At 68.3% G+C, this 20257-nt stretch carries 24 protein-coding genes; 17 read left to right on the forward strand and 7 right to left on the reverse strand.

Annotation, left to right across the window (positions count from 1 at the left end):
* Positions 1-78: 78 nt before the first annotated feature.
* Together HDA44_RS02045 and HDA44_RS02050 are read left to right on the forward strand one after the other, a co-directional pair.
* Positions 79-831 (forward strand): DeoR/GlpR family DNA-binding transcription regulator, encoded by a 753-nt coding sequence (locus HDA44_RS02045; RefSeq protein WP_184830805.1) that lies wholly within the window; start codon positions 79-81, stop codon positions 829-831.
* 19 nt (positions 832-850) lie between these two features.
* A complete protein-coding gene (locus tag HDA44_RS02050) occupies positions 851-2194 on the forward strand; it encodes a family 4 glycosyl hydrolase (RefSeq protein WP_184830807.1) in 1344 nt (447 codons plus the stop codon).
* Here the strand turns inward: HDA44_RS02050 and HDA44_RS02055 are convergent.
* Together HDA44_RS02055 and HDA44_RS02060 are read right to left on the reverse strand one after the other, a co-directional pair.
* Positions 2184-2762, reverse strand: a complete 579-nt coding sequence (locus tag HDA44_RS02055; protein ID WP_184830809.1) for a DUF2867 domain-containing protein — start codon at positions 2760-2762, stop codon at positions 2184-2186. The two genes, HDA44_RS02050 and HDA44_RS02055, sit on opposite strands and share 11 nt — an antisense overlap.
* Positions 2759-3364 carry a TetR/AcrR family transcriptional regulator gene (locus HDA44_RS02060; protein ID WP_202887068.1) on the reverse strand — a complete coding sequence of 202 codons (606 nt, stop codon included), beginning with the start codon at positions 3362-3364 and terminating at the stop codon, positions 2759-2761. Before HDA44_RS02060 ends, HDA44_RS02055 begins: the two co-directional genes overlap by 4 nt.
* A gap of 228 nt (positions 3365-3592) precedes the next feature.
* On the opposite strand from HDA44_RS02060, the gene rpsP reads away from it, so the two are divergent.
* The 9 genes from rpsP (at position 3593) to HDA44_RS02105 (ending at position 9446) form a co-directional block, all read left to right on the forward strand.
* On the forward strand, positions 3593-4090 hold the full coding sequence (rpsP, locus tag HDA44_RS02065; RefSeq protein WP_184830813.1) for a 30S ribosomal protein S16: 498 nt from the start codon (positions 3593-3595) through the stop codon (positions 4088-4090).
* Positions 4091-4095: 5 nt separating this feature from the next.
* Positions 4096-4347, forward strand: a complete 252-nt coding sequence (locus HDA44_RS02070) for an RNA-binding protein (protein ID WP_131292053.1) — start codon at positions 4096-4098, stop codon at positions 4345-4347.
* A gap of 92 nt (positions 4348-4439) precedes the next feature.
* A complete protein-coding gene (rimM, locus tag HDA44_RS02075) occupies positions 4440-4988 on the forward strand; it encodes a ribosome maturation factor RimM (RefSeq protein WP_184830815.1) in 549 nt (182 codons plus the stop codon).
* Position 4989: 1 nt separating this feature from the next.
* Positions 4990-6192 carry a tRNA (guanosine(37)-N1)-methyltransferase TrmD gene (gene trmD, locus HDA44_RS02080; RefSeq protein WP_184830817.1) on the forward strand — a complete coding sequence of 401 codons (1203 nt, stop codon included), beginning with the start codon at positions 4990-4992 and terminating at the stop codon, positions 6190-6192.
* Positions 6193-6380: 188 nt separating this feature from the next.
* A complete protein-coding gene (rplS, locus tag HDA44_RS02085) occupies positions 6381-6740 on the forward strand; it encodes a 50S ribosomal protein L19 (RefSeq protein WP_184830819.1) in 360 nt (119 codons plus the stop codon).
* A 145-nt stretch (positions 6741-6885) separates the two neighbouring features.
* Complete coding sequence (lepB, locus tag HDA44_RS02090; protein ID WP_238352337.1) at positions 6886-7515, forward strand: signal peptidase I; 630 nt, start codon at positions 6886-6888, stop codon at positions 7513-7515.
* The gene (gene lepB, locus HDA44_RS02095; RefSeq protein ID WP_184830823.1) at positions 7512-8285 is read left to right on the forward strand and encodes a signal peptidase I; all 774 of its coding nucleotides are present in this window, start codon (positions 7512-7514) and stop codon (positions 8283-8285) included. The genes lepB (HDA44_RS02090) and lepB (HDA44_RS02095) overlap by 4 nt, the downstream gene beginning before the upstream one ends.
* Positions 8286-8335: 50 nt before the next feature.
* On the forward strand, positions 8336-9034 hold the full coding sequence (locus tag HDA44_RS02100) for a ribonuclease HII (protein ID WP_184830825.1): 699 nt from the start codon (positions 8336-8338) through the stop codon (positions 9032-9034).
* Positions 9035-9122: 88 nt separating this feature from the next.
* Positions 9123-9446 (forward strand): DUF2469 domain-containing protein, encoded by a 324-nt coding sequence (locus HDA44_RS02105; RefSeq protein ID WP_012922325.1) that lies wholly within the window; start codon positions 9123-9125, stop codon positions 9444-9446.
* Between the two features lie 115 nt (positions 9447-9561).
* On the opposite strand, the gene dprA is transcribed toward HDA44_RS02105, so the two are convergent.
* From dprA to HDA44_RS02125, 4 genes are all read right to left on the reverse strand, one after another.
* Positions 9562-10824 carry a DNA-processing protein DprA gene (gene dprA / locus HDA44_RS02110; RefSeq protein ID WP_184830827.1) on the reverse strand — a complete coding sequence of 421 codons (1263 nt, stop codon included), beginning with the start codon at positions 10822-10824 and terminating at the stop codon, positions 9562-9564.
* The gene (locus tag HDA44_RS02115; protein WP_184830829.1) at positions 10821-12398 is read right to left on the reverse strand and encodes a YifB family Mg chelatase-like AAA ATPase; all 1578 of its coding nucleotides are present in this window, start codon (positions 12396-12398) and stop codon (positions 10821-10823) included. Before HDA44_RS02115 ends, dprA begins: the two co-directional genes overlap by 4 nt.
* On the reverse strand, positions 12398-12754 hold the full coding sequence (locus tag HDA44_RS02120) for a YraN family protein (RefSeq protein ID WP_184830831.1): 357 nt from the start codon (positions 12752-12754) through the stop codon (positions 12398-12400). Before HDA44_RS02120 ends, HDA44_RS02115 begins: the two co-directional genes overlap by 1 nt.
* A gap of 103 nt (positions 12755-12857) precedes the next feature.
* A complete protein-coding gene (locus HDA44_RS02125) occupies positions 12858-14489 on the reverse strand; it encodes an APC family permease (RefSeq protein WP_184830833.1) in 1632 nt (543 codons plus the stop codon).
* A 136-nt stretch (positions 14490-14625) separates the two neighbouring features.
* Here HDA44_RS02125 and HDA44_RS02130 point away from each other — a divergent pair, with 136 nt between their 5' ends.
* The 3 genes from HDA44_RS02130 (at position 14626) to HDA44_RS02140 (ending at position 16572) form a co-directional block, all read left to right on the forward strand.
* Positions 14626-15567 (forward strand): tyrosine recombinase XerC, encoded by a 942-nt coding sequence (locus HDA44_RS02130; RefSeq protein ID WP_184830835.1) that lies wholly within the window; start codon positions 14626-14628, stop codon positions 15565-15567.
* A gap of 72 nt (positions 15568-15639) precedes the next feature.
* On the forward strand, positions 15640-16119 hold the full coding sequence (locus HDA44_RS02135) for an RrF2 family transcriptional regulator (RefSeq protein ID WP_184830837.1): 480 nt from the start codon (positions 15640-15642) through the stop codon (positions 16117-16119).
* Positions 16120-16170: 51 nt separating this feature from the next.
* On the forward strand, positions 16171-16572 hold the full coding sequence (locus tag HDA44_RS02140; RefSeq protein WP_184830839.1) for a VOC family protein: 402 nt from the start codon (positions 16171-16173) through the stop codon (positions 16570-16572).
* Here HDA44_RS02140 and HDA44_RS02145 read toward each other — a convergent pair.
* Positions 16556-17194, reverse strand: a complete 639-nt coding sequence (locus tag HDA44_RS02145) for a M23 family metallopeptidase (RefSeq protein ID WP_184830841.1) — start codon at positions 17192-17194, stop codon at positions 16556-16558. The two genes, HDA44_RS02140 and HDA44_RS02145, sit on opposite strands and share 17 nt — an antisense overlap.
* Positions 17195-17498: 304 nt before the next feature.
* Between HDA44_RS02145 and rpsB the strand changes: the two genes are divergently transcribed.
* The 3 genes from rpsB to pyrH all read left to right on the forward strand — a co-directional run bounded on the left by rpsB (position 17499) and on the right by pyrH (position 20242).
* Positions 17499-18464, forward strand: coding sequence for a 30S ribosomal protein S2 (gene rpsB, locus HDA44_RS02150; RefSeq protein ID WP_184830843.1), 966 nt, complete (start codon positions 17499-17501; stop codon positions 18462-18464).
* 149 nt (positions 18465-18613) lie between these two features.
* Complete coding sequence (gene tsf, locus HDA44_RS02155; RefSeq protein WP_184830845.1) at positions 18614-19432, forward strand: translation elongation factor Ts; 819 nt, start codon at positions 18614-18616, stop codon at positions 19430-19432.
* A 48-nt stretch (positions 19433-19480) separates the two neighbouring features.
* On the forward strand, positions 19481-20242 hold the full coding sequence (gene pyrH / locus HDA44_RS02160; RefSeq protein WP_319037322.1) for a UMP kinase: 762 nt from the start codon (positions 19481-19483) through the stop codon (positions 20240-20242).
* The last annotated feature ends 15 nt before the right edge of the window (positions 20243-20257 follow it).

A 20257-nucleotide genomic window follows, 5' to 3' on the forward strand; every position in this document is an offset into this window, starting at 1 on the left:
AACTGTTGCCCGAGATGCGCAATACCCACTCATGACTTTGACTGAAAATGACAAAGTTTGCGTGATACCGTCTGTGCTGTGTTGCCGAAGCAGCGACAGGATCAGATCGTCAGGGCCCTCCGGGCCGACGGAGCCGGCGGCGTCAAGGTGCTGGCCGGGAAGCTGGGCGTCAGCGAGGCCACGATCCGTCGTGATCTCGAGCAACTGCACGCCGAGGGCCGATTGACCAGGGTGTACGGGGGTGCGCTCGCCGTCGACGGTGGTGACGAACCGTTCGCGGACGTCAACGCGGTCAACGCCGAGGAGAAGGACCGGATCGCCCGTCGCGCCGCCGAGCTGGTGAGTGACGGCGAGTCGGTCCTGCTGGACATCGGCACGACGGCGCTCCGGGTCGCGCAGCACCTGCACGGCCGTTCGTTGACCGTGGTGACCAGCAACCTCGCGGTACTGGAGGAGTTGGAGAACGACGAGCACATCGAGCTGATCGTGCTCGGCGGCTTCGTCCGGCGCAGCTACCGCTCACTGGTCGGCTACCTGACCGAGGAGAGCCTGCGGCAGATCCACGTCGACTGGCTGTTCCTCGGTACGAGTGGAGTCCGGCCGGACGGGCGAGTGATGGACAGCACGATGATCGAGGTGCCGGTCAAGCGGGCAATGATCAAAGCGGCTGACCGAGTGGTGCTGCTGGCTGACGGGACCAAGTTCCCAGGGCATGGCGTAGCCAGGGTGTGTGAGCCGAGTGAGCTGTCGGTGGTGGTGACCGAGCCCGGCGCCGACGAGGCAACCAGAACGCAACTGATCGAGGCAGGAGTACAGGTGGTGCTGGCGTGAGCGTCGAGGGGGTGTTGGGGTGAGGCTGACGATCCTTGGCGGAGGCGGCTTCCGCGTCCCGCTGGTGTACCGAGCCCTGCTCGGCGACCGCGGCTCCGGACGGATCACCAACGTCGTCTTGTACGACACCGACACCAGCCGCCTGTCCGCGATCACGGCAGTGCTGCGCCAGCAGGCCGCTGACGCAGTAGACGCCCCGGTCGTCACGGCGACGACTGACCTTGACGAGGCGCTGCGTGGCGCCGACTTCGTCTTCTCGGCCATCCGGGTCGGTGGCCTTGCCGGACGGACCGTGGACGAGCGGGTCGCACTGGACCTCGGTGTCCTCGGACAGGAGACAGTCGGTGCCGGCGGGATCGCCTATGGACTACGGACGCTGCCGGTCGCCGTACAGGTGGCTCAGCGGATCGCCGCGGTCGCACCGGAGGCTTGGGTCATCAACTTCACCAACCCGGCCGGCATGGTGACCGAGGCGATGATCCCGTACCTGGGCGATCGAGTGATCGGCATCTGTGACTCGCCGTCCGGCCTGGGGCGTCGGGCGGCGCTGGCACTTGGAGTGGACCCGGCTACAGCGTTCTATGACTACGCGGGCCTCAACCACCTCGGCTGGTTGCGTGGACTGCGATCCGGTGGCGTGGATCGGTTGCCAGAGCTGCTCGAGTCCACTAGCGCGTTGGCCTCCTTCGAGGAGGGGCGTCTGTTCGGTGTGGAGTGGCTGCGGTCACTGGGCTCCATTCCGAACGAGTACTTGCACTATTACTACTTCGCGCGCGAGACACTGGCCGCAGTACAAGCTGTTCCGCAGACGCGCGGCACGTTCCTCCTGGAACAGCAGTCCGCGTTCTACGCCAAGACAGGACAGCAGCCGGAGCAGGCGCTCGAGCTGTGGCAGCAGACGCGAGCCGAACGCGAGTCGACGTACATGGTGGAGAGCCGTGCGGTCGCGGACGCCGGGGAGCGCGACGAACGCGACATGGCAGCCGGTGGGTACGAGCAGGTCGCACTGTCCCTGATGCGGGCGATCGCGCACAACGAACGTGCCTCGCTGATCCTGAACGTCCGCAACCGTGGCGTACTGCATCAGCTGGACGACGACGCGGTCATCGAGATCCCATGCACTGTCGACGCCAACGGTGCGGTGCCGCGCACGGTGTCTCAGTTGACCGACCACCAGGCCGGTCTGGTCTGTTCGGTGAAGGCTGTCGAACGCGCCACGATCGAGGCAGCCGCTACTGGTTCACGGTCGACCGCGCTGCGTGCGTTCGCGTGGCATCCACTCGTCGACTCGGTGACCGTCGCGCATCGGCTGCTGGACACGTACGCGACGGAGCTTTCGGGACTCGGCCAGTTCAGGCACTGAGCCGTTCGCGCCACTCGGCTTCGATGCCGCGCATCAACGGCGGGTACACGAACAGGTGGCGGAACGGTCCGATCAGGCCCATGTACACGCGTCCCCACCAGCCGTTGGGTCGTACCAGTACGCCCATCTGCCCGCGGTACCCGCCGGCGCCGTCGGGCACCCAGGACAGATGCAGGACCGCATGCACAGTGCGGTTGGCCATCTCCGCCGCCAACTCGTTGCCGGTCTGGTAAACCGAGCTGAATGGCAGCTTGGTGAACTCCGGCCCGCCCGCCGGTAGATCGGGCGGCAGTCTGTGGCGCAACGATGCGACGCGAGCGTTGACGCCGGCGCCGGCTTCGTCCCAGCCGAGTACTTCGCCGAGCTTCCAGCGGATCGCGAAGAGCAGCCGCGCGATCCGTGACGGGTTCGTGGCCGTGTCGCCGCCGGCGAACAGGTCGACCAGCAGCTGGAAGTCGTCGGCGGCTCCAGGCGTCGGCAGCGCCCACACGTCGTACACCCGGAAGTCAGGGGTCAGCTCGTGGATACGCCACGGCAGCTCGGTGTGTGCTGATTTCGGGAGGTTCATGACAGGTCCTTTCCTTCGTTGGGCAGACCAAGCACTCCGGCGACCGCGCGGGCGGCGAGCTCCGCGTCGTACGGCGCGGTCCCCGCCAGCGCGACCACGGTGCCTTCGAGCGCGCCGATGAACGCGCGGGCGAGGACCTCCTCGGACGGGCCGGGCGGGACCGATCCGACGGCCCGCGCGGCGGCGATGTGCCGCGCGCAGATTTGCGTCAGCACGGCGTAGGCCGCCTCGACCGCCGCGCCGACCGGATGCTCCTGGCCGGCGAACTCGACCCGCAGCGCGAGCGCGACCCGGGCGAAGTCGCGCCGGCAGAAGACGGCGTGCCCGCGGGCCATCGTGAGCAGCGCCGCGGCCGGATCGGTCTCCTGGTCGACCAGCGTGCCGACCTGGTCGGACCAGGCCTGCTGAATCCACTCCAGCACCGCCAGCGTCAGCTCCTGCTTGTCGCGGAACTGGTGGTAGAGCGCGCCACGGGTGTACCCGGCCTCACGGGCCACGTGCTCGAGGCCGAGGTTGCCGTACCCGGACCGGGAGATGCCGACCGCCGCCGACTCCAGCAGGGCGGTCCGGGAGCGGGCCCGCCGCTCGGCTTGGGTGTTCATGGCAATAAACATACATGCACGTCTGTATGTTTGTCCGGCGGATAGCGTGCCGGGACCGCGAATTGGTTGCGCGGGACGGATCTGGCAGAATGTCTGGCTGAGTCCGTCCAGGTCCGTGCAGCCCTCTAACTCCACGTCCTGGCTCGGCCCATCGAGTGGTCACCCCGTTGTCCCCACGACGCGTCGTGCTGCTCACCAGACATGTATTCCGAGGGAGACCCCACAAGCGTGGCAGTCAAGATCCGTTTGAAGCGCATCGGCAAGAAGCGCACCCCGCACTACCGCATCGTCGTGATGGACGCCCGCGCCAAGCGGGACGGCCGGGCGATCGAGGAGATCGGGATCTACAACCCGAAGACCGAGCCGTCGTTCATCCGCGTCGAGTCGGAGCGGGCGCAGTACTGGCTGGGCGTCGGCGCGCAGCCGAGCGAGGCCGTCGAGGCGATCTTCAAGGCCTCCGGCGACTGGCAGAAGTTCAAGGGCCTGGAGGCCCCGGCGCCGCTGCGGGTGGCCGAGCCGAAGCGGGACAAGCAGGAGATCTTCAACGAGGCGCTGGCCGAGGCCCACGGTTCGCTGAAGACCGAGGCGGTCACCGCCAAGAAGACGGCGAAGAAGGCCGAGAAGAAGGACGACGCCGCCGACGCCAAGGCTGAGCCGAAGGCCGAGGAGAAGGCTGCCGAGGACAAGGCCGCCGAGGCGCCCGCCGCCGAGACCGCCGAGGCCTGACGGTGATGGAGACGGAGGCGCTGGAGCACCTGGTCCGGGGCATCGTCGACAACCCCGACGACGTCAGCGTCCGGGCCCGGAACCTGCGGCGTGGCCGCACCCTCGAGGTGCACGTCCACCCCGACGACATCGGCAAGGTGATCGGCCGCAACGGCCGGACCGCCACCGCGATCCGGACCGTCGTCGGCGCGCTCAGCTCCGAGTCCTCGCTGCGCATCGACTTCGTCGACGAGTTCAACCGGCGTCCGCGCCGCTGAACTCGGCAGTTCATCGCGAAGGGCCGCCCCGTCTCGGGTGCGGCCCTTCGTCCTATTCTTCCCTCAGTACTTCCGGAGAAGGGTTTGTGCAGGTGTTGGTGACAGTCGGGCGGATCGGCCGGGCGCACGGGATCAGGGGCGAGGTCGGCATCGACGTCCGGACCGACGAGCCGGACACGCGGTTCGCCGACGGCGCCGCGCTGGTGACCGAGGCCAAGGTGTCACGGACGCTGACGGTCGCGTCCAGCCGGTGGCACAGCGGGCGGTTGCTGGTGAAGTTCGCCGAGGTGCCGGACCGGACGGCGGCGGAGCAGTTGCGCAATCTGTTCGTCCAGTCCGAGGTGGACGACGACGCCCGCCCCGAGGACCCGGACGAGTACTACGACCGCGACCTGGTCGGCCTCGCGGTCCGTACCACCGACGGCGCCGAGGTCGGTGAAGTGGTCGACGTGGTCCATCTGCCTTCGCAGGACCTGCTGGAGATCCGCCGTACGGCCGGCAACCTGGTGCTGGTTCCGCTGGTGGAGGAGCTGGTCCCGGAGCTCGACGTCGACAAGCGGTACGTAGTGGTTGCCGACCGCCCCGGTCTGCTCGATCCGGATGGCGCGGACGTGGTTCCGACCGAGGCGGACGCGGACTGACATGCGGCTGGACGTCGTCACCATCTTCCCGGAGTACCTGGCCGCGCTGGACGTCTCACTGGTCGGCAAGGCCGCCAAGAGCGGGCTCCTGGACGTCCGGCTGCACGACCTGCGGCAGTGGACGTACGACCGGCACCGGACCGTCGACGACACCCCGTACGGCGGTGGCGCCGGCATGGTGATGAAGCCGGAACCCTGGGGCGAGGCCCTGGACACGATCGCCCCGACGGACGCTCCGGCGCAGCCACGGCTGATCGTGCCGACGCCGGCCGGTCGCCCGTTCACTCAGGACCTCGCGTACGAGCTCGCCGCCGAACCGTGGCTCGCGTTCGCGTGCGGCCGGTACGAGGGCATCGACGCGCGCGTGGCGGCGTACGCCGGGGAGCGGATGCGTGTCGACGAGGTGTCGATCGGCGACTACGTACTGAACGGCGGCGAGGTCGCCGTACTGGTCATGGTCGAGGCGATCGCCCGCCTGCTGCCCGGCGTGATCGGCAACCCGGAGTCCCTCGCCGAGGAATCACATTCCGGCGACGGCCTGCTGGAGTACCCGGTGTACACCAAGCCGCCGGCCTGGCGCGGCCACGACGTACCCGAGATCCTGCTGTCCGGCAATCACGGCGCGATCGCGTCCTGGCGTCACGACGAGTCCGTCCGGCGTACGGCCGAACGCCGGCCGGATTTGCTGGCTGCCTGGGGCGGTACGGTCGCGCAGAAGGACGATGCGGCGGCGGCAGTACGCCTGCTCCCCGCCACGGCTGCGGACGCGGGGGAACTGCACGTACTGCAACTGGCCGCCTTCCTGTCCGAGGCACGGCTCTACGACGACTACACGATCCCCCCGTTGACCGACGACGTCGCCGCGACCACGGCTCGGCTGGAGCGGGGCACTGTCCTGAAGGCGGTCGCTGGTACGCGCATCGTCGGCTCGGTGCAGCTCGTCGTCGACGGTTCCGTAGGGCAGGTCGAGCGGCTGTTGGTGGCTCCGGACTGGCAGGGGCGCGGCCTCGGCGTACGCCTCCTCCAGGCCGCCGAGAAGCTCGCGCCGGCCGACGTCACCTCGTACCAGCTGGACACCGGCGACCTGAGCGCCCGCAACCTGGCGCTGTACGCCAAGGCGGGCTACCGCGAGACGGGCCGGGAGCAGCAGACGCCGAAGGTCACGCTCGTCCGGCTGGCCAAACGCCGCCGGAGCCGGCGCTGACCGTACGCTCACCCTGCGCAGCGGCCGGTGGCGGATTTCGTCACCGTATGGCTGGTGTGGCAAGATTGCCTGTTGCTGCCCTTCGGTGCTCCTGCCACAGGGGGTGACCACCGACCGGCAGCCTTTCGACGACTTTCACCACCGAGATTCGTGGGTGACCTGTGGCACGCGCGAGAAAGAGACACCTGATGAGCAACGTGCTGAACGAGCTCGACAACGCGAGCAAGCGCGACGACATCCCGAACATCCGCCCCGGTGACACCGTCAAGGTGCACGTGAAGGTCGTCGAGGGCAACCGGTCCCGCGTCCAGGTGTTCCAGGGAGTCGTCATCCGTCGCCAGGGCGGCGGCCTGCAGGAGACCTTCACGGTCCGCAAGGTCAGCTTCGGCGTCGGCGTCGAGCGGACCTTCCCGCTGCACACCCCGATCGTCGAGAAGATCGAGATCGTCACCCGCGGCGACGTCCGCCGCGCCAAGCTGTACTACCTGCGCGAACTGCGCGGTAAGGCGGCGAAGATCAAGGAGAAGCGCGAAGTTCCGGCCTCCTGACGCCGCGTAACGACGACGGTCACCTATGGCGCCGAGCACCGCGACTCGCGCTCGCCCTCGCCCGGTCGCCAGGAGGGCACGTCGCAGCAAGGGACGTCACCGCAGGCTGAAGCAGCGGAATCCGCTGCTCAGCCTGCTGGTCGAGATGAGCACCGTCACGGTGCTCGCGCTCGTCATCACGGTGGTACTGCGGCTGTTCGTCGCGGAGGCGTTCTACGTCCCGTCGGAGTCGATGTACGACACGCTGACGAAGGACGACCGGATTCTCGCCGAGAAGATCAGCTACCTGCACCGGGACGTCGACCGTGGCGACATCATCGTGTTCAAGGACCCGGACAACTGGCTGAACGAGGCCGAGGCCCAGCCGGGTACGTTGCGGCGGATCGGTGAGTTCGTCGGCATCCTGCCGCGTACCGGCGAAGGCCATCTGGTCAAGCGGGTGATCGGAATCGGCGGCGACCGGGTGATCTGCTGCAACAAACAGGGCCTGATCACCGTCAACGGCATCCCGCTGGACGAACGTGAGTACCTGCTGAAGGACGCCAAACCGTCCGAGGTGCCGTTCAACGTCCTGGTCCCCGCCGGACACCTGTGGGTGATGGGTGACAACCGGGCTGACTCGGCCGACTCCCGCGCCCATATGGGCGGCCCCGGCGGCGGCTTCGTACCGGTCGAGAACGTGGTTGGCCGGGCCTGTTGCGTAATCTGGCCATCTGACCGGATGACGATGCTGCGTCCTCCGGATACCTTCAAGAAGCCGGGGCTGAAGAAGTGACCGATACACCGACCAAGCCGGACGCCAAACCCGCCCACCGCTCGGGCTTCGCGGCAGCGACCCGCGAGTTCGTGCTGATCGTGGTCGGTGCCCTGATCGTCTCCTCGATCCTGCGGGCGTTCGTCGGGCAGATGTTCATCATCCCGAGCGAGTCGATGCAGAACACCCTGCTGGTCGGTGACCGGGTCGTGGTCGAGAAGCTCACCGACGTGAAGCGCGGTGACGTGGTCGTGTTCGAGGACCCGGGCGGCTGGCTCGGTGCCGAGGAGAGCGGCCAGAAGCGCGGCTCGATCGGCCGGTTCTTCGAGATCGTCGGCCTGCTGCCGGACTCCAGCCACGGCCACCTGATCAAGCGCATCATCGGCATGCCCGGTGACAAGGTCGCCTGCTGCGACTCGAAGGGCCGGATGCTGGTGAACGGCCAGCCACTGGACGAGACCGGTTACCTCTATCCCGGGGATGCCCCGTCCCAGATGGAGTTCCAGGTCACCGTCCCGGCCGGCCGGATCTTCGTGATGGGTGACCACCGGTCCGCCTCCGGCGACTCCCGCGTGCACCTGCAGGAGGTCGACGCGAACGGCGGCAACCAGGGCGACGCTGCCTTCGTCCCGCTGGACAAGGTCACCGGCCGGGCGATCATGATCGTCTGGCCCGCGGGCCGCTGGGCCAAGCTCGGCGTCCCGGACACCTTCAAGGCGGTGCCGGCGCCCGGCCCGGCACCGGACAAACCTTCGATCTCCCTCACACCACCACCCAAGACCTCCGGCTGAGTACCGTCGGCGCTCTTGTCTAGGCTTGGTTCTGTGATCTGGAGGGCTGAATGAGCGCGCTTCCGCGCGGAAGCACGGTCCGGCGGGACGCGGGCCTGTACGGGTACGAGCGGGCCTTGCGCCGGGTCGGCCTGGACCCGATCGCGGGCGTCGACGAGGCCGGTCGCGGCCCGTGCGCCGGTCCGCTGGTCGCCGCCGCGGTGATCCTGCCGGAGGGCAAGCGCGGCCAGGTGCCGGGTTTGGCCGACTCGAAATTGTTGACCGCGAAGGCACGTGAGCGGTGCTACGACGAGATCCGCAAGCGTGCGCTGGCCTGGTCGGTGGTGTCCATCGAGGCACCCGAGTGCGACCGGCTCGGCATGCACGTCGCGAACGTGGAAGCGCTCCGCCGGGCCCTGTTCCGGCTGGACGTCCGCCCGTCGTACGTCCTGACCGATGGTTTCGGCGTCGACGGCCTCGGCGTACCGGGCCTGGCGATGTGGAAGGGCGACCGGGTGGCAGCCTGCATCTCGGCCGCCTCCGTGATCGCCAAGGTCACCCGCGACCGGGTGATGGAGCACTGGGATTCGGTGTACCCGGAGTACGGCTTCAAGATCCACAAGGGGTACTGCACCCCCGAACACCAGGCGGCACTGGACGAATTCGGACCGTGCCCACAACATCGACGGCGGTTTGAGAATGTCCGCCGCAGTCTACGGCCCGATATGGGACAGAATGTGACCAGTCCCACCGGAGTGGAGAGCCTGTGAGAGAGCGTAGCGAGCGAACAACCCACGCAGCGCCCTTCAGAGGGCGTCTCAGCGCCGATGTCCGAGCCGAGCGTGAAGAGGTGGCGGCATGAGCGCTGACGACCTTGAGAAGTACGAAACCGACATGGAGCTGCAGCTCTATCGGGAGTACAAGGACGTCGTCGGGATCTTCAAGTACGTCGTCGAGACCGAACGGCGTTTCTACCTGTGCAACGCGGTAGACCTGAAGGTCCGCACCGAAGGCGGCGACGTGTACTTCGAGGTGACGATGGCCGACGCCTGGGTCTGGGACGTGTACCGTTCCGCCCGCTTCGTCAAGAACGCCAAGGTGGTCACCTTCCGCGACGTCAACATCGAAGAGCTTGCCAAGTCCGACCTGGAAGTCCCCAAAGACTCCGACTTCGGCCGCTGACCCCACCCGCCGGATCCGTGGCGGGGGAGGGCGGCCCGGGGTTCCGCACGACGCGGCACCGCGCCCACCCCGGCGGTGCGGAGATCCGCTGCTGGTGCTCATCGCCGGCGCCACGTCAGGTGGGTGGTGTTGGGGTTGTGGGTGGCAGGCGCCAGCCGGTGGGGCAGTGTTCTACCAGCGCGAGGTCGGACAGGGTCAGCAGGCATTCCTGGGTGGTGGTGAGGTCCAGGCCCGCGGCGCCCGCGATCTGGTCGGTGGGCGCCGGGTCTTGGACGGGGACGGCGTCCAGCGTGCGGCGGAGGTCGTAGTCGAGGTCGTCGTGCGGGGTTTTGGGAGCCATCGGGTACGTGGTGAGACGAGTGCCCAGCGGTGAGAGGGCCTCGATGATTTCCATGACGTTGGTGACCAGGACAGCTCCTCGTTCGCGGACGAGGAGATGACTGCCTTCGGACATTCGGGACGTGACCGGTCCCGGTACGGCGAGCACCGCGCGGCCGCACTGTTCGGCCCAGCCGGCGCTGTTGAGTGCTCCGCTTCGGACAGCTGCCTCGACCACAACGACGCCGAGAGTACTGGCGGCGATCAGGCGGTTTCGCGACAGGAACCTGAGGCGCGTCGGCCGAGATCCGGGTGGGAGTTCGCTCACGATCAGTCCTTGCTCGGCGATCCGGCTCAGCAAAGCCGAGTTCCGCCGTGGGTACAGGACGTCTACTCCGGATGCCAGGACGGCGACGGTAACGCCGGCGGCAGCCAGTGCACCACGGTGGGCGGCCGCGTCGATCCCGAATGCGCCGCCGGACACCACCGTGTAGCCGTTGTCCGCGACTCCGGAGGCAAGCTCAGCAGCCACATGCTCGCCGTACGCGGAGCTGGCGCGAGCACCCACCACCGCGACGGATTGCTCAAGCACCCGACGCAGGTGGGCCGGCCCCCGGAGCCACAGCCCGTACGGCACGCCGCCTCGTCTTGTCAGCTGTCCGGCTTCGGCGAGGATCTCGACCTGTTCCGGCCATTCGTCGTCGCCGGGGATCACGAACCGGGCGCCGGTCGCGGCCGCTCGTTCCAGATCCCGCTCGGGGTCGGCATCGGCGAGGCGGGTGGACCATCGCTCGGTGCCTGGAGTCTTTCGCTGCAGCAACTCCCAGACCTCGGTCGCCGGCATCCCGTCGAATGCCTGCAGCGCTTTCAGATCGCCAGGTTCCACCACCCGCGACAACCCAACCCGCGCCAGCCGCTCCACCTCCCCATCCCCACCCCCAACCACCCCAGCAACAACTCGCCCGCCCCCGCCGCCACTTCCACCAGCACCACCCCGTCCGGCCGCGGTGTTGTTGGTGGTGGTGGGGGTGACGGGTTGGTGGACTTGGTGGATGGTCATTGGAAGAGTCCTTTGAGAGGGCGGGTGTCGGAGGGGGTGGTCAGGGGGTGGCCGGTTCTCAGTTGGTAGGCCTGGTGGGCTTGGGTGATGGTGGGTTGGGGGATGCCGTCGAGGTCGGCGAGGGTCCAGGCGACGCGGACCACTCGGTCCAGGCCGCGGGCGGTGAGTTGGCCGGCTGAGTAGAGGTCTTCGAGGAGGCGCTGGGCGGCGGCGTCGAGCGGATGATCACGGCGGAGAACCGGGCCGGGCACCTCACTGTTCAAGATCCAGGGAGTGTGTTGGTAGCGGTGTGCTTGGCGATCACGAGCAGCCTGGACGCGGGCTGCAACGACCGCGGTTGATTCCGGTTCCTCGCCGTCGACGATGGTCCGAGCCGCGGGGAGGATCTGCCGCTGGATGTCCAGACGGTCCTTGATCGGGCCGCTGATCCGCTGGCGGTAGCGCATCAACATCTGCGGAGTACAAGTGCAGTCGCCTTGTCTGGTCCCGGAAAGTCCACAGGGACAGGGATTCGCGGCCAGCACGAGCATGAACCGGGCCGGAAACTTCGCCACCGCCGCCGCTCGGTGCACCTCGATGTGTCCGGACTCCAGCGGCTGGCGCAGCGTGTCCAACGTCAGCGGGTGCATCTCGGGCGCTTCATCTATGAACAGAATGCCTCGGTGCGCGCAGCTGATCGCTCCGGGCCGGGGCATGCCCGAACCACCGCCGACCAGACTGGCCAACGACGCCGTGTGGTGCGGCGCGATGAACGGTGGCCGCACCACCAACTCGGCATCGCTGGTCAGCAGCCCGGCGAGTGAATGCACCGCGGAGACTTCGAGCGAATCATCGGTCGACAGGTCCGGCAGCAGCCCACCGAGTCGCTCCGCCAGCATTGTCTTTCCGGATCCCGGTGGACCGTGCAGGAACAGGTGATGACCGCCGGCGGCCGAGGTCTCGATCGCCAGCCGTCCTTCTCGATGCCCGATCACCTCGTCCAGGTCGACGTCAGGAACGCGGGTGAGCGAATCGGACAGCAAGCGGGGCTCGGCGCGCGGCGCGTCCTCGTCCGGGATCTCACTACCGCGCAGCAGCGCCAGCACTTGCCGGAGCGAGCGGACCCCGAAGACCTCGATGCCCGGCACCAGCCGGGCTTCGTTCTCATTCAGGTCGGGGATGACGATGCGCTCGAAGCTTGCCCGGGCCGCGGCCAAGGTCATCGCGAGCGCGCCGCGCACTTCGCGAATGCGACCGTCCAGGCCGAGCTCACCGATGATCGCGGTCTGCCGCAGCGACCGAGGCTCGACAACGCCGGCCGCGGTGAGTAGCGAGACGGCGATGGCAACGTCGTAATGGGAACCGGCCTTCGGCAGGGTGGCCGGGGAGAGGCCGATGGTGACCTTGCGGTCGGGGAATCGCTCGCCGCTGTTGACGACCGCGGCACGAACCCGATCGCGAGCCTCGGTCAGCGACGCGTCCGGCAGGCCGATCAATGTTGTCTTCGGCAACCCTTGTGAGATGTCTGCCTCGACCTCGACCAGGTGACCTTCCAGGCCGACCAGCGCGACCGACCAGGTCCGAGCGAGCGCCATCAGACCGCGCCCCGGACGTGCTCAACACTGGGCGGCGTCCTCCGGTCGAAGAGGATCGCGATGACGTCGATCCGGATCTCGGCCGGACGGAGCTGATGGGTCTGCAACCACCGGCCGGCCAGCCTTCGCAGCGTGGTCAGCTTCTTGTAGGTGATGGCTTCCAGCGGGCTTCCGTAGTTCAGCCCGCGGCGGGTCTTCACCTCACACACGACGAGCACATCACCTTCGCGGGCGACGATGTCGATCTCGCCCAGCTCACAACGCCAGTTGCGTTCGAGTACGGCGAATCCGTTGCTGGTCAGATACCTCGCGGCGAGCTCTTCGCCGTACTGCCCGACTGCTGTCCTGGTCCGCATCGATGACCACCTCCGACAAAGAACATGCCGGGATCAGGCCAGGATTTCGGACCCACTTTGCTGCCTGTGGACAACTTCCGTTGGCACCCAGGGCCGCGAACGGCTAGTTGCGCATGTGCTTGCCGCGCGGTTTCTGGCCTTGCTGCTCGGGAGGCGTACGGATCGCGCGCAACTCGGCCGGCCGGGCCTGATCGGCGCGGATCGCATGCAGGCCACCGGTTCCGGGGTCGGTGTCGCCGAGGTCGAAGTCCCAGCTGTCCTCGTTCGCCAACCGGCTGTGCCAGCGCCCGTACAGCGCGTAGATCGCGATCCCGATCGCCATCCAGACGCCGAACTTGGCCCAGGTGCTGGTCTTCAGGTTGACCATCAGCCACACGGTCGCGGCCAGCGACAGCAGCGGGATCAACGGCACCATCGGCACCCGGAATCCACGCTCCAGGTTGGGCTCGGTTCGGCGCAGCCGCAGCACCCCGACCGCGCAGAACGCGAAGCAGAACAACGCCCCGAGGACCAGCAGCTCCTCGAGCTCCAGCACCTTCGGGTACATCGTCAGCAGCACGGCCGCAACGCCGGCCGCGGCGGCGGCCCGCGCGGGGGAGGAGTACACCCGGCTGACCCGGCCGAGGCTCTTCGGCAGCAGACCATCACGGCCCATGTTGAACAGCACCCGGCTCTGCGCGATCAGAACCACGATGATCACTGTCATCAAGGCGAGCAAAGCACCGACATTGACCACCTTCGCGGCCCAGCCGGCCCCCACCGCGGCGAGTGCCTCCGAGACCGGTGCGTCCCCGCCGAGCTGGCCGTAGGGGCGCATACCGACCAGCACGACCGTCACCGCGATGTACAGAATCGTCACGGCGCCGACGCCGAGCAACATGCCTTGTGGCACGGTCTTTCGCGGGCTGCGGGCGTCCTCGGACGCGGTCGCGATCAGGTCGAAGCCGATGTAGGCGAACACGATCGTGCTGGCCGCCGTGAAGATGCCCATCGTCCCGAACGAACCGAAGGAGGAATCCATGATCCAGCCGATGACGGTCGGGCTCGCGGTCGCGGGCGCGGCCCGGGCCGGCGGCACGAACGGCTGGTAGTTCTCCGCCTTCACGTGCATCGCGCCGACGATCACCACCAGCAGGATCACTGCCACCTTGGCGATCACCACTACGGTGAGCACCCGCGCGGACAGCTTGGTACCGGTCACGATCAGCGCGGTGAGGACCAGCAGCAGCAGCGGGGCAACGAGGTTCAGCTTGGCGTTCGGGCCGAAGAACTGCGCGACCGCGCTGGGCAAGGTGATCCCGAATCCGTCCAGGGTGGCCAGGAAGTACGCCGACCAGACCCGCGCGACGATCGCCGCCGCGGTGACGAGTTCGAGGACCAGCGCCCAGCCGACCAGCCAGGCCCACGCCTCGCCGAAGGTGACGTAGCTGAAGGTGTACGCGCTACCGGAGACCGGGATCGTGGAGGACAGCTCGGCGTAGCAGGCCGCGGCCAGCAGGCAGACGATCGCGGCGATGACGAACGACAGGATCACGGCCGGTCCGGAGACGCCGGACGCCTGGACGCCACTGATTTTGAAGATGCCGGAGCCGATCATCACGCCCAGGCCGAGTACAACCAGGTCGCGACGGCCGAACAAACGCGGCAGCCGGTGCCGCGCGTCCTCGACTCGAGTGAACGCCGACTCGACCGGCAAACGCCGGCCTGCGGTCTGTCCGTTCGCTGAGGGGGCCATGGTCAGGGGTGCCTCCGTTGCTACTAGGGCAATCGGGCCGAACAGTAGTCGACCGTCGGGCTGTCGACCAGACCTCCTTTTCGTCGCCCCCGCGCGGTGGCTTGCGATGCCGTGCCAGCTCACGCATCGTCATGACATGACGCCGGACGATGTCAGTGGAAACGCCTCCTGGCCGGAGGGTTTCGCTGTGTTACTGGCTGACTACGAACGGCATCTGACGGCGGAAAGAGACCTCAGCACTCACTCGGTCAGAGCGTACATCGGGGACGTCGGGGATTTACTCGAACATTTGATTCGGCTTGGTCACGATGGGCTGGACGGGCTGGACATCCGGGGCCTGCGGTCGTGGCTGGCGAAGCAGCAGAGTCTGGGGAAGTCCCGCAGCACGATGGCCCGCCGGGCGACCGCGGCCCGCGTGTTCACGTCGTGGGCGCAGCGAACCGGGCGGATCAGCACCGATCCGGGTGCGTTGCTGGCCAGCCCACGTGCACAGAAGAGCCTGCCGGGCGTACTCGGCCAGGCCGACACCCGCGCCGTCCTCGACGCGGCCGCGGTCGCGGCCGACGACGGAAGCCCGGTGGGGCTGCGCGATCTCGCGATCATGGAGTTGCTCTACGCAACGGGTATCCGGGTGGGTGAGCTGTGCGCGCTCGATGTCGACGACATCGACCGGGCCCGCCGAGTGGTCCGGGTCTTCGGCAAGGGCCGCAAGGAACGCTCGGTCCCGTACGGGGTCCCGGCCGGCCAGGTGCTGGAACGGTGGCTGGCCGAAGCGCGACCGAAACTGGCCAGGGAAGGCAGCGGCCCGGCGGTCTTCCTCGGTGCCCGTGGTGGCCGGATCGATCAGCGCGCTGTCCGGCGGATGGTGCACGAGCGGGTCGGCGCGGTCGATGCACCGGACCTCGGGCCACACGGCCTGCGCCACACGGCGGCCACGCATCTCCTCGAAGGTGGTGCCGATCTGCGCAGCGTGCAGGAACTGCTCGGTCACGCATCGCTGGCGACCACGCAGGTTTACACGCATGTCTCCAGCGAGCGTCTGCGGCAGGCCTTCCAGCAGGCACATCCGCGCGCCTGACGGTGGTTGCGCATCGGGTCTGTCCGCGGGTGATGCGGCGCGGGAGCGGCGGGATGCGGCAGACTGCGGGACATGCGGGTTTCGGCGAAGTCTGACTATGCGTTGCGAGCGCTGATCGAGATCACCCAGCGATGGGTCGCGGACAATCCCTCCGTGGTGTCGGCCGAGGAGCTCAGCCGGGCCCAGGGCATTCCGCACGGGTTTCTGCAGGGCATCCTGGCCGACCTGCGGCGGGCCGGCATCCTGGCCAGCCAGCGTGGGCAGTCCGGCGGGTGGCGGCTCGCGGTCGACCCGAACGAGATCTCGGTCGCCGACGTGATGCGCGCGGTCGACGGGCCGATCGTCAGCATCTCCGGCGTCCGGCCGGAAAGCGTCAGCTACAACGAGCACGCGGTCGTCCTGCAACGGGTCTGGATCGCGGCCCGGGCGAGTCTGCGGGACGTACTCGAGCAGACCACGCTGACCGATCTCGCCCGGAACAAACTCCCGGCCGGGGTCGAGCGCCGGTCGCGGGACGAGGACGCCTGGCAGGCGCGGGTGCCCGGGAGCTGACCATCTGCTACAGTCACGGCTTATATAAGCTACGACTGAAGGAGCTGGACGATGGCCGAGCAGAAGATCAAGACGTTCCTGATGTTCGAGGGCGGTGCGGAGGAGGCGATGAACTTCTACCTGTCGCTGTTCGAGGACGCGGAGGTCGTGTCGATCAACCGGTACGGCGCCGAGGGGCCGGGGCCGGAGGGTTCGGTGATGGTCGCCGTGTTCCAGCTGGCCGGACAGCAGTACATGTGCAGTGACAGCTTTCAGCACCATGGATTCACCTTCACGCCTTCGGTGTCGATGTTCGTGGACTGTGCGGACGAGGCCGAGCTGGATCGGCTGTACGAGGCGCTCGGCGAAGGCCGCCAGGCGCTGATGCCGCTCGGTGACTACGGGTTCAGCAAGAAGTTCGGCTGGGTGAACGACCGGTTCGGGGTGTCCTGGCAGCTCAATCTGCCGGCGTAACGGTCGAGGTGTCCGGCATCCGTCGCCGGAGCGGCCCTGGTGGATGGGGTTGGGGCTCGGTGAGGGGGAGCAGGCGGATCGGGCGGCGCGGGGTAAGGGTCAAGGGGTTGAGGTACTGCTTGCCTTGGAGAAGGCCCCAGTGGAGGCAGGTCGCGGGTGGGCAGTGGGAGCCGGCGGCTGAGAGGTGGCCGATGACGGTGCCGGTGGTGACGGTGGTGCCGGCTGTGACCGTGGGGACGACCGGCTCGTACGTGGTGCGGCGTGGGCCGGTGGTGAGGGTGATGATGCCGCGGCCCGCGAGGGAGCCCGCGTAGGTGATCGTGCCGGTGGTGGCGGCGAGGACCGGTTGGCCTGGCCGGCCGGCCAGGTCGACGCCTCGGTGGCCGGGGAGCCAGGGCTTGGCGGGCAGTTCGAAGCCGCGCACGACCTCGGGACGTGGTCTCAGCGGCCAGTCCGAGACAGCGGAGTCCGAGGCAGCGGAGTTCGAGACGGCTGAGTCCGAGGCAGCTGAGCCCGAGATGGCTGTGTCCGGCGTGGCTGAGTCCGGCGTGGCTGAGTCTGGGGTGGTGAGGGTGAGTAGGGCGAGGGTTGTGCCGGCGAGGGGCATGCCGAAGAGGGTCATGCCAGAGAAGATGCCGTTGTCGTGGGTGGTTCTGGCCCGGTGGTGGCGTGATTGTGGATAACGCCGGCCGGTTCGCGTTCGGCGCGCCGGGTCACGTACACTTCCGGTGGCGCCCCCTGTGAAGAGGGCGACTACGCATGCCCGCACAAGTGTGCGGTTCCAGCGGTCCTGGAGTGATCCGGGCGGAGCCGTACGACGGGCATCAGGCGCGGTGCACCACCCGGTGCCCGTGAGAAAACCGAGAGACGCGCGGACCCCGGATCGAGCGAGCCGTGGGGAAGCGTGACAGGAGACCCACACAGTCATGGCCGTAGTCACCATGAAGCAGCTGCTCGAGAGCGGCGTGCACTTCGGGCACCAGACCCGGCGTTGGAACCCGAAGATGAAGCGCTACATCCTCACCGAGCGCAACGGCATCTACATCATCGACCTGCAGCAGTCGCTGTCCTACATCGACCGCGCGTACGAGTTCGTGCGCAGCACGGTCGCGTCGGGCGGGGCGATCCTGTTCGTCGGTACCAAGAAGCAGGCCCAGGAAGCGATCGCCGAGCAGGCGACCCGGGTGGGTATGCCGTACGTGAACCAGCGCTGGCTGGGCGGCATGCTGACCAACTTCCAGACCGTGAACAAGCGGCTCCAGCGGCTGAAGGAGCTGGAGCTGATCGACTTCGACGACGTCGCCGCCTCCGGTGTCACCAAGAAGGAGCTGCTGCAGAAGCGTCGCGAGCACGACAAGCTGCTCAAGACCCTCGGCGGTATCCGCGACATGGCCCGGGTTCCGGCCGCCGTGTGGATCGTGGACACCAAGAAGGAGCACCTCGCGGTCGACGAGGCGCGCAAGCTGAAGCTGCCGATCATCGGCATCCTGGACACCAACTGCGACCCGGACGAGGTCGACTACCCGATTCCGGGGAACGACGACGCGATCCGCTCGGTCGGCCTGCTCACCCGGGTCGTCGCGGACGCGGTCGCCGACGGCCTGATGGGCCGCTCCGGCGGGGGCTCGGCCGCCGCCGGCGAGGAGCTGGGCCAGGAAGAGCCGCTGGCTGCCTGGGAGCGCGAGCTGCTGGAGAGCCAGAACGGTGCCGCGGAGGGCAAGGCCGCTGAGGCGAAGGCTGCCGAGGCTCCGGCCGCGGACGCCGCCCCGGCCGCCGAGGCCGCTGCCGAGGCCGCCCCGGCCAGCGAAGCTCCGGTTGCCGAGGCTCCGGTTGCCGAGGTGAAGGCCGAGGAGACCCCGGCCGCCGAGGCGCCGAAGGCCGACGAGGCCTGACAGCCACGGGTGCCGTCCGGTTCACCGCCGGACGGCACCACCGCCGCGTACGCCGCACGGTCCCGGGCGAAGCGTCTGGGCCGGACGGCTCGCGGGGACCGAACCAGCTCCGCCCATCCAGCCGCATCGACAAGACGAGAGAACGAGGAATGGCGAACTACACCGCCGCTGACGTGAAGAAGCTCCGCGACGCCACCGGCGCGGGCATGATGGACGCGAAGAAGGCGCTCGAGGCGACCGACGGCGACTTCGACAAGGCGATCGAGGAGCTGCGCATCAAGGGCGCGGCCAAGGCGGCCAAGCGTGGCGCCGAGCGGTCCGCCACCAACGGCCTGGTGGCCGCGGCGGAGAACGCGCTGGTCCAGCTGAACTGCGAGACCGACTTCGTCGCCAAGAACGAGCAGTTCCAGCAGCTCGCGGCCGACATCGTCGCGCACGCTTCGGCGAGCAAGGTCGGCGACGTCGAGGGCCTGCTGTCCGAGAAGCTGACCGACGGCAAGTCGGTGGCCGAGAACATCGAGGCGCTGGCTTCGGTGATCGGCGAGAAGCTGGAGCTCGGCAAGGTCGCGGTCTTCGACGGCAAGGTCACCGCGTACATGCACAAGCGTGCCGCGGACCTGCCTGCCCAGGTCGGCGTGCTGGTCGAGTTCGAGGGCGACGACGTCGAGGCCGCCCGCGGTGCCGCCATGCAGGCCGCCGCGATGCGCCCGCTGTACACGAACCGCGACGAGGTTCCGGCCGAGACGGTCGAGAACGAGAAGCGGATCGCCGAGGCGACCGCCCGCGAGGAGGGCAAGCCGGAAGGCGCGCTGCCGAAGATCGTCGAGGGCCGGGTGAACGGCTTCTTCAAGGAGGTCGTGCTGCTCGAGCAGGCGTCGGTCCAGGAGAACAAGAAGACCGTCAAGGCTGTGCTCGACGCGGCCGGCGTGACCGTGAAGCGGTTCGCCCGCTTCGAGGTCGGCGCCTGATCCGGCGAAGGATCTGAGCGGACAGCAACGAACGAGGAGGCCGGAATCGTGACGGAAACCCTGGGTACCGAGACGAGTCCGGCCTCTTCGCCGAACTCCCCGGCCTACCACCGGGTGCTGCTGAAGTTGTCGGGTGAGGTGTTCGGCGGCGGCAAGCTCGGCGTCGACCCCGACGTGGTGAACTCGATCGCCAAGCAGATCGCCGAGGTGGCCCGGGCCGGCGTCCAGGTCGCCATCGTGGTCGGCGGCGGCAACTTCTTCCGCGGCGCGGAACTGCAGCAGCGCGGGATGGAGCGCAATCGCGCCGACTACATGGGCATGCTGGGTACGGTGATGAACTGCCTGGCGTTGCAGGACTTCCTGGAGAAGCTCGGGATCGAGACCCGGGTGCAGACCGCGATCACGATGGGTCAGGTCGCCGAGCCGTACATCCCGCGGAAGGCCGAGCGGCATCTGGAGAAGGGCCGCGTGGTCATCTTCGGCGCCGGCTCCGGGATGCCGTACTTCTCCACCGACACCGTCGCCGCGCAGCGGGCCCTCGAGGTCGGCGCCGAGGCGCTGCTGATGGGCAAGCAGGGCGTGGACGGTGTCTACGACTCCGATCCGAAGAAGAACCCGGACGCGGTCAAGTTCGACCAGTTGTCGTACGACGACTTCCTGGCCCGCGGTCTGCGGGTCGCCGACGCGACCGCGATCAGCCTGGCCCGCGACAACGCGCTGCCGATCGTGATCTTCGGTCTGGAGGAGGGCAACATCGCCCGGGTCGTGCACGGCGAGAAGATCGGTACGGTCGTCTCCCGCGGGCAGTAACCCGGCGTAGGCGGC

The organism is Kribbella solani (genome assembly GCF_014205295.1).
Classification (GTDB): domain Bacteria; phylum Actinomycetota; class Actinomycetes; order Propionibacteriales; family Kribbellaceae; genus Kribbella; species Kribbella solani.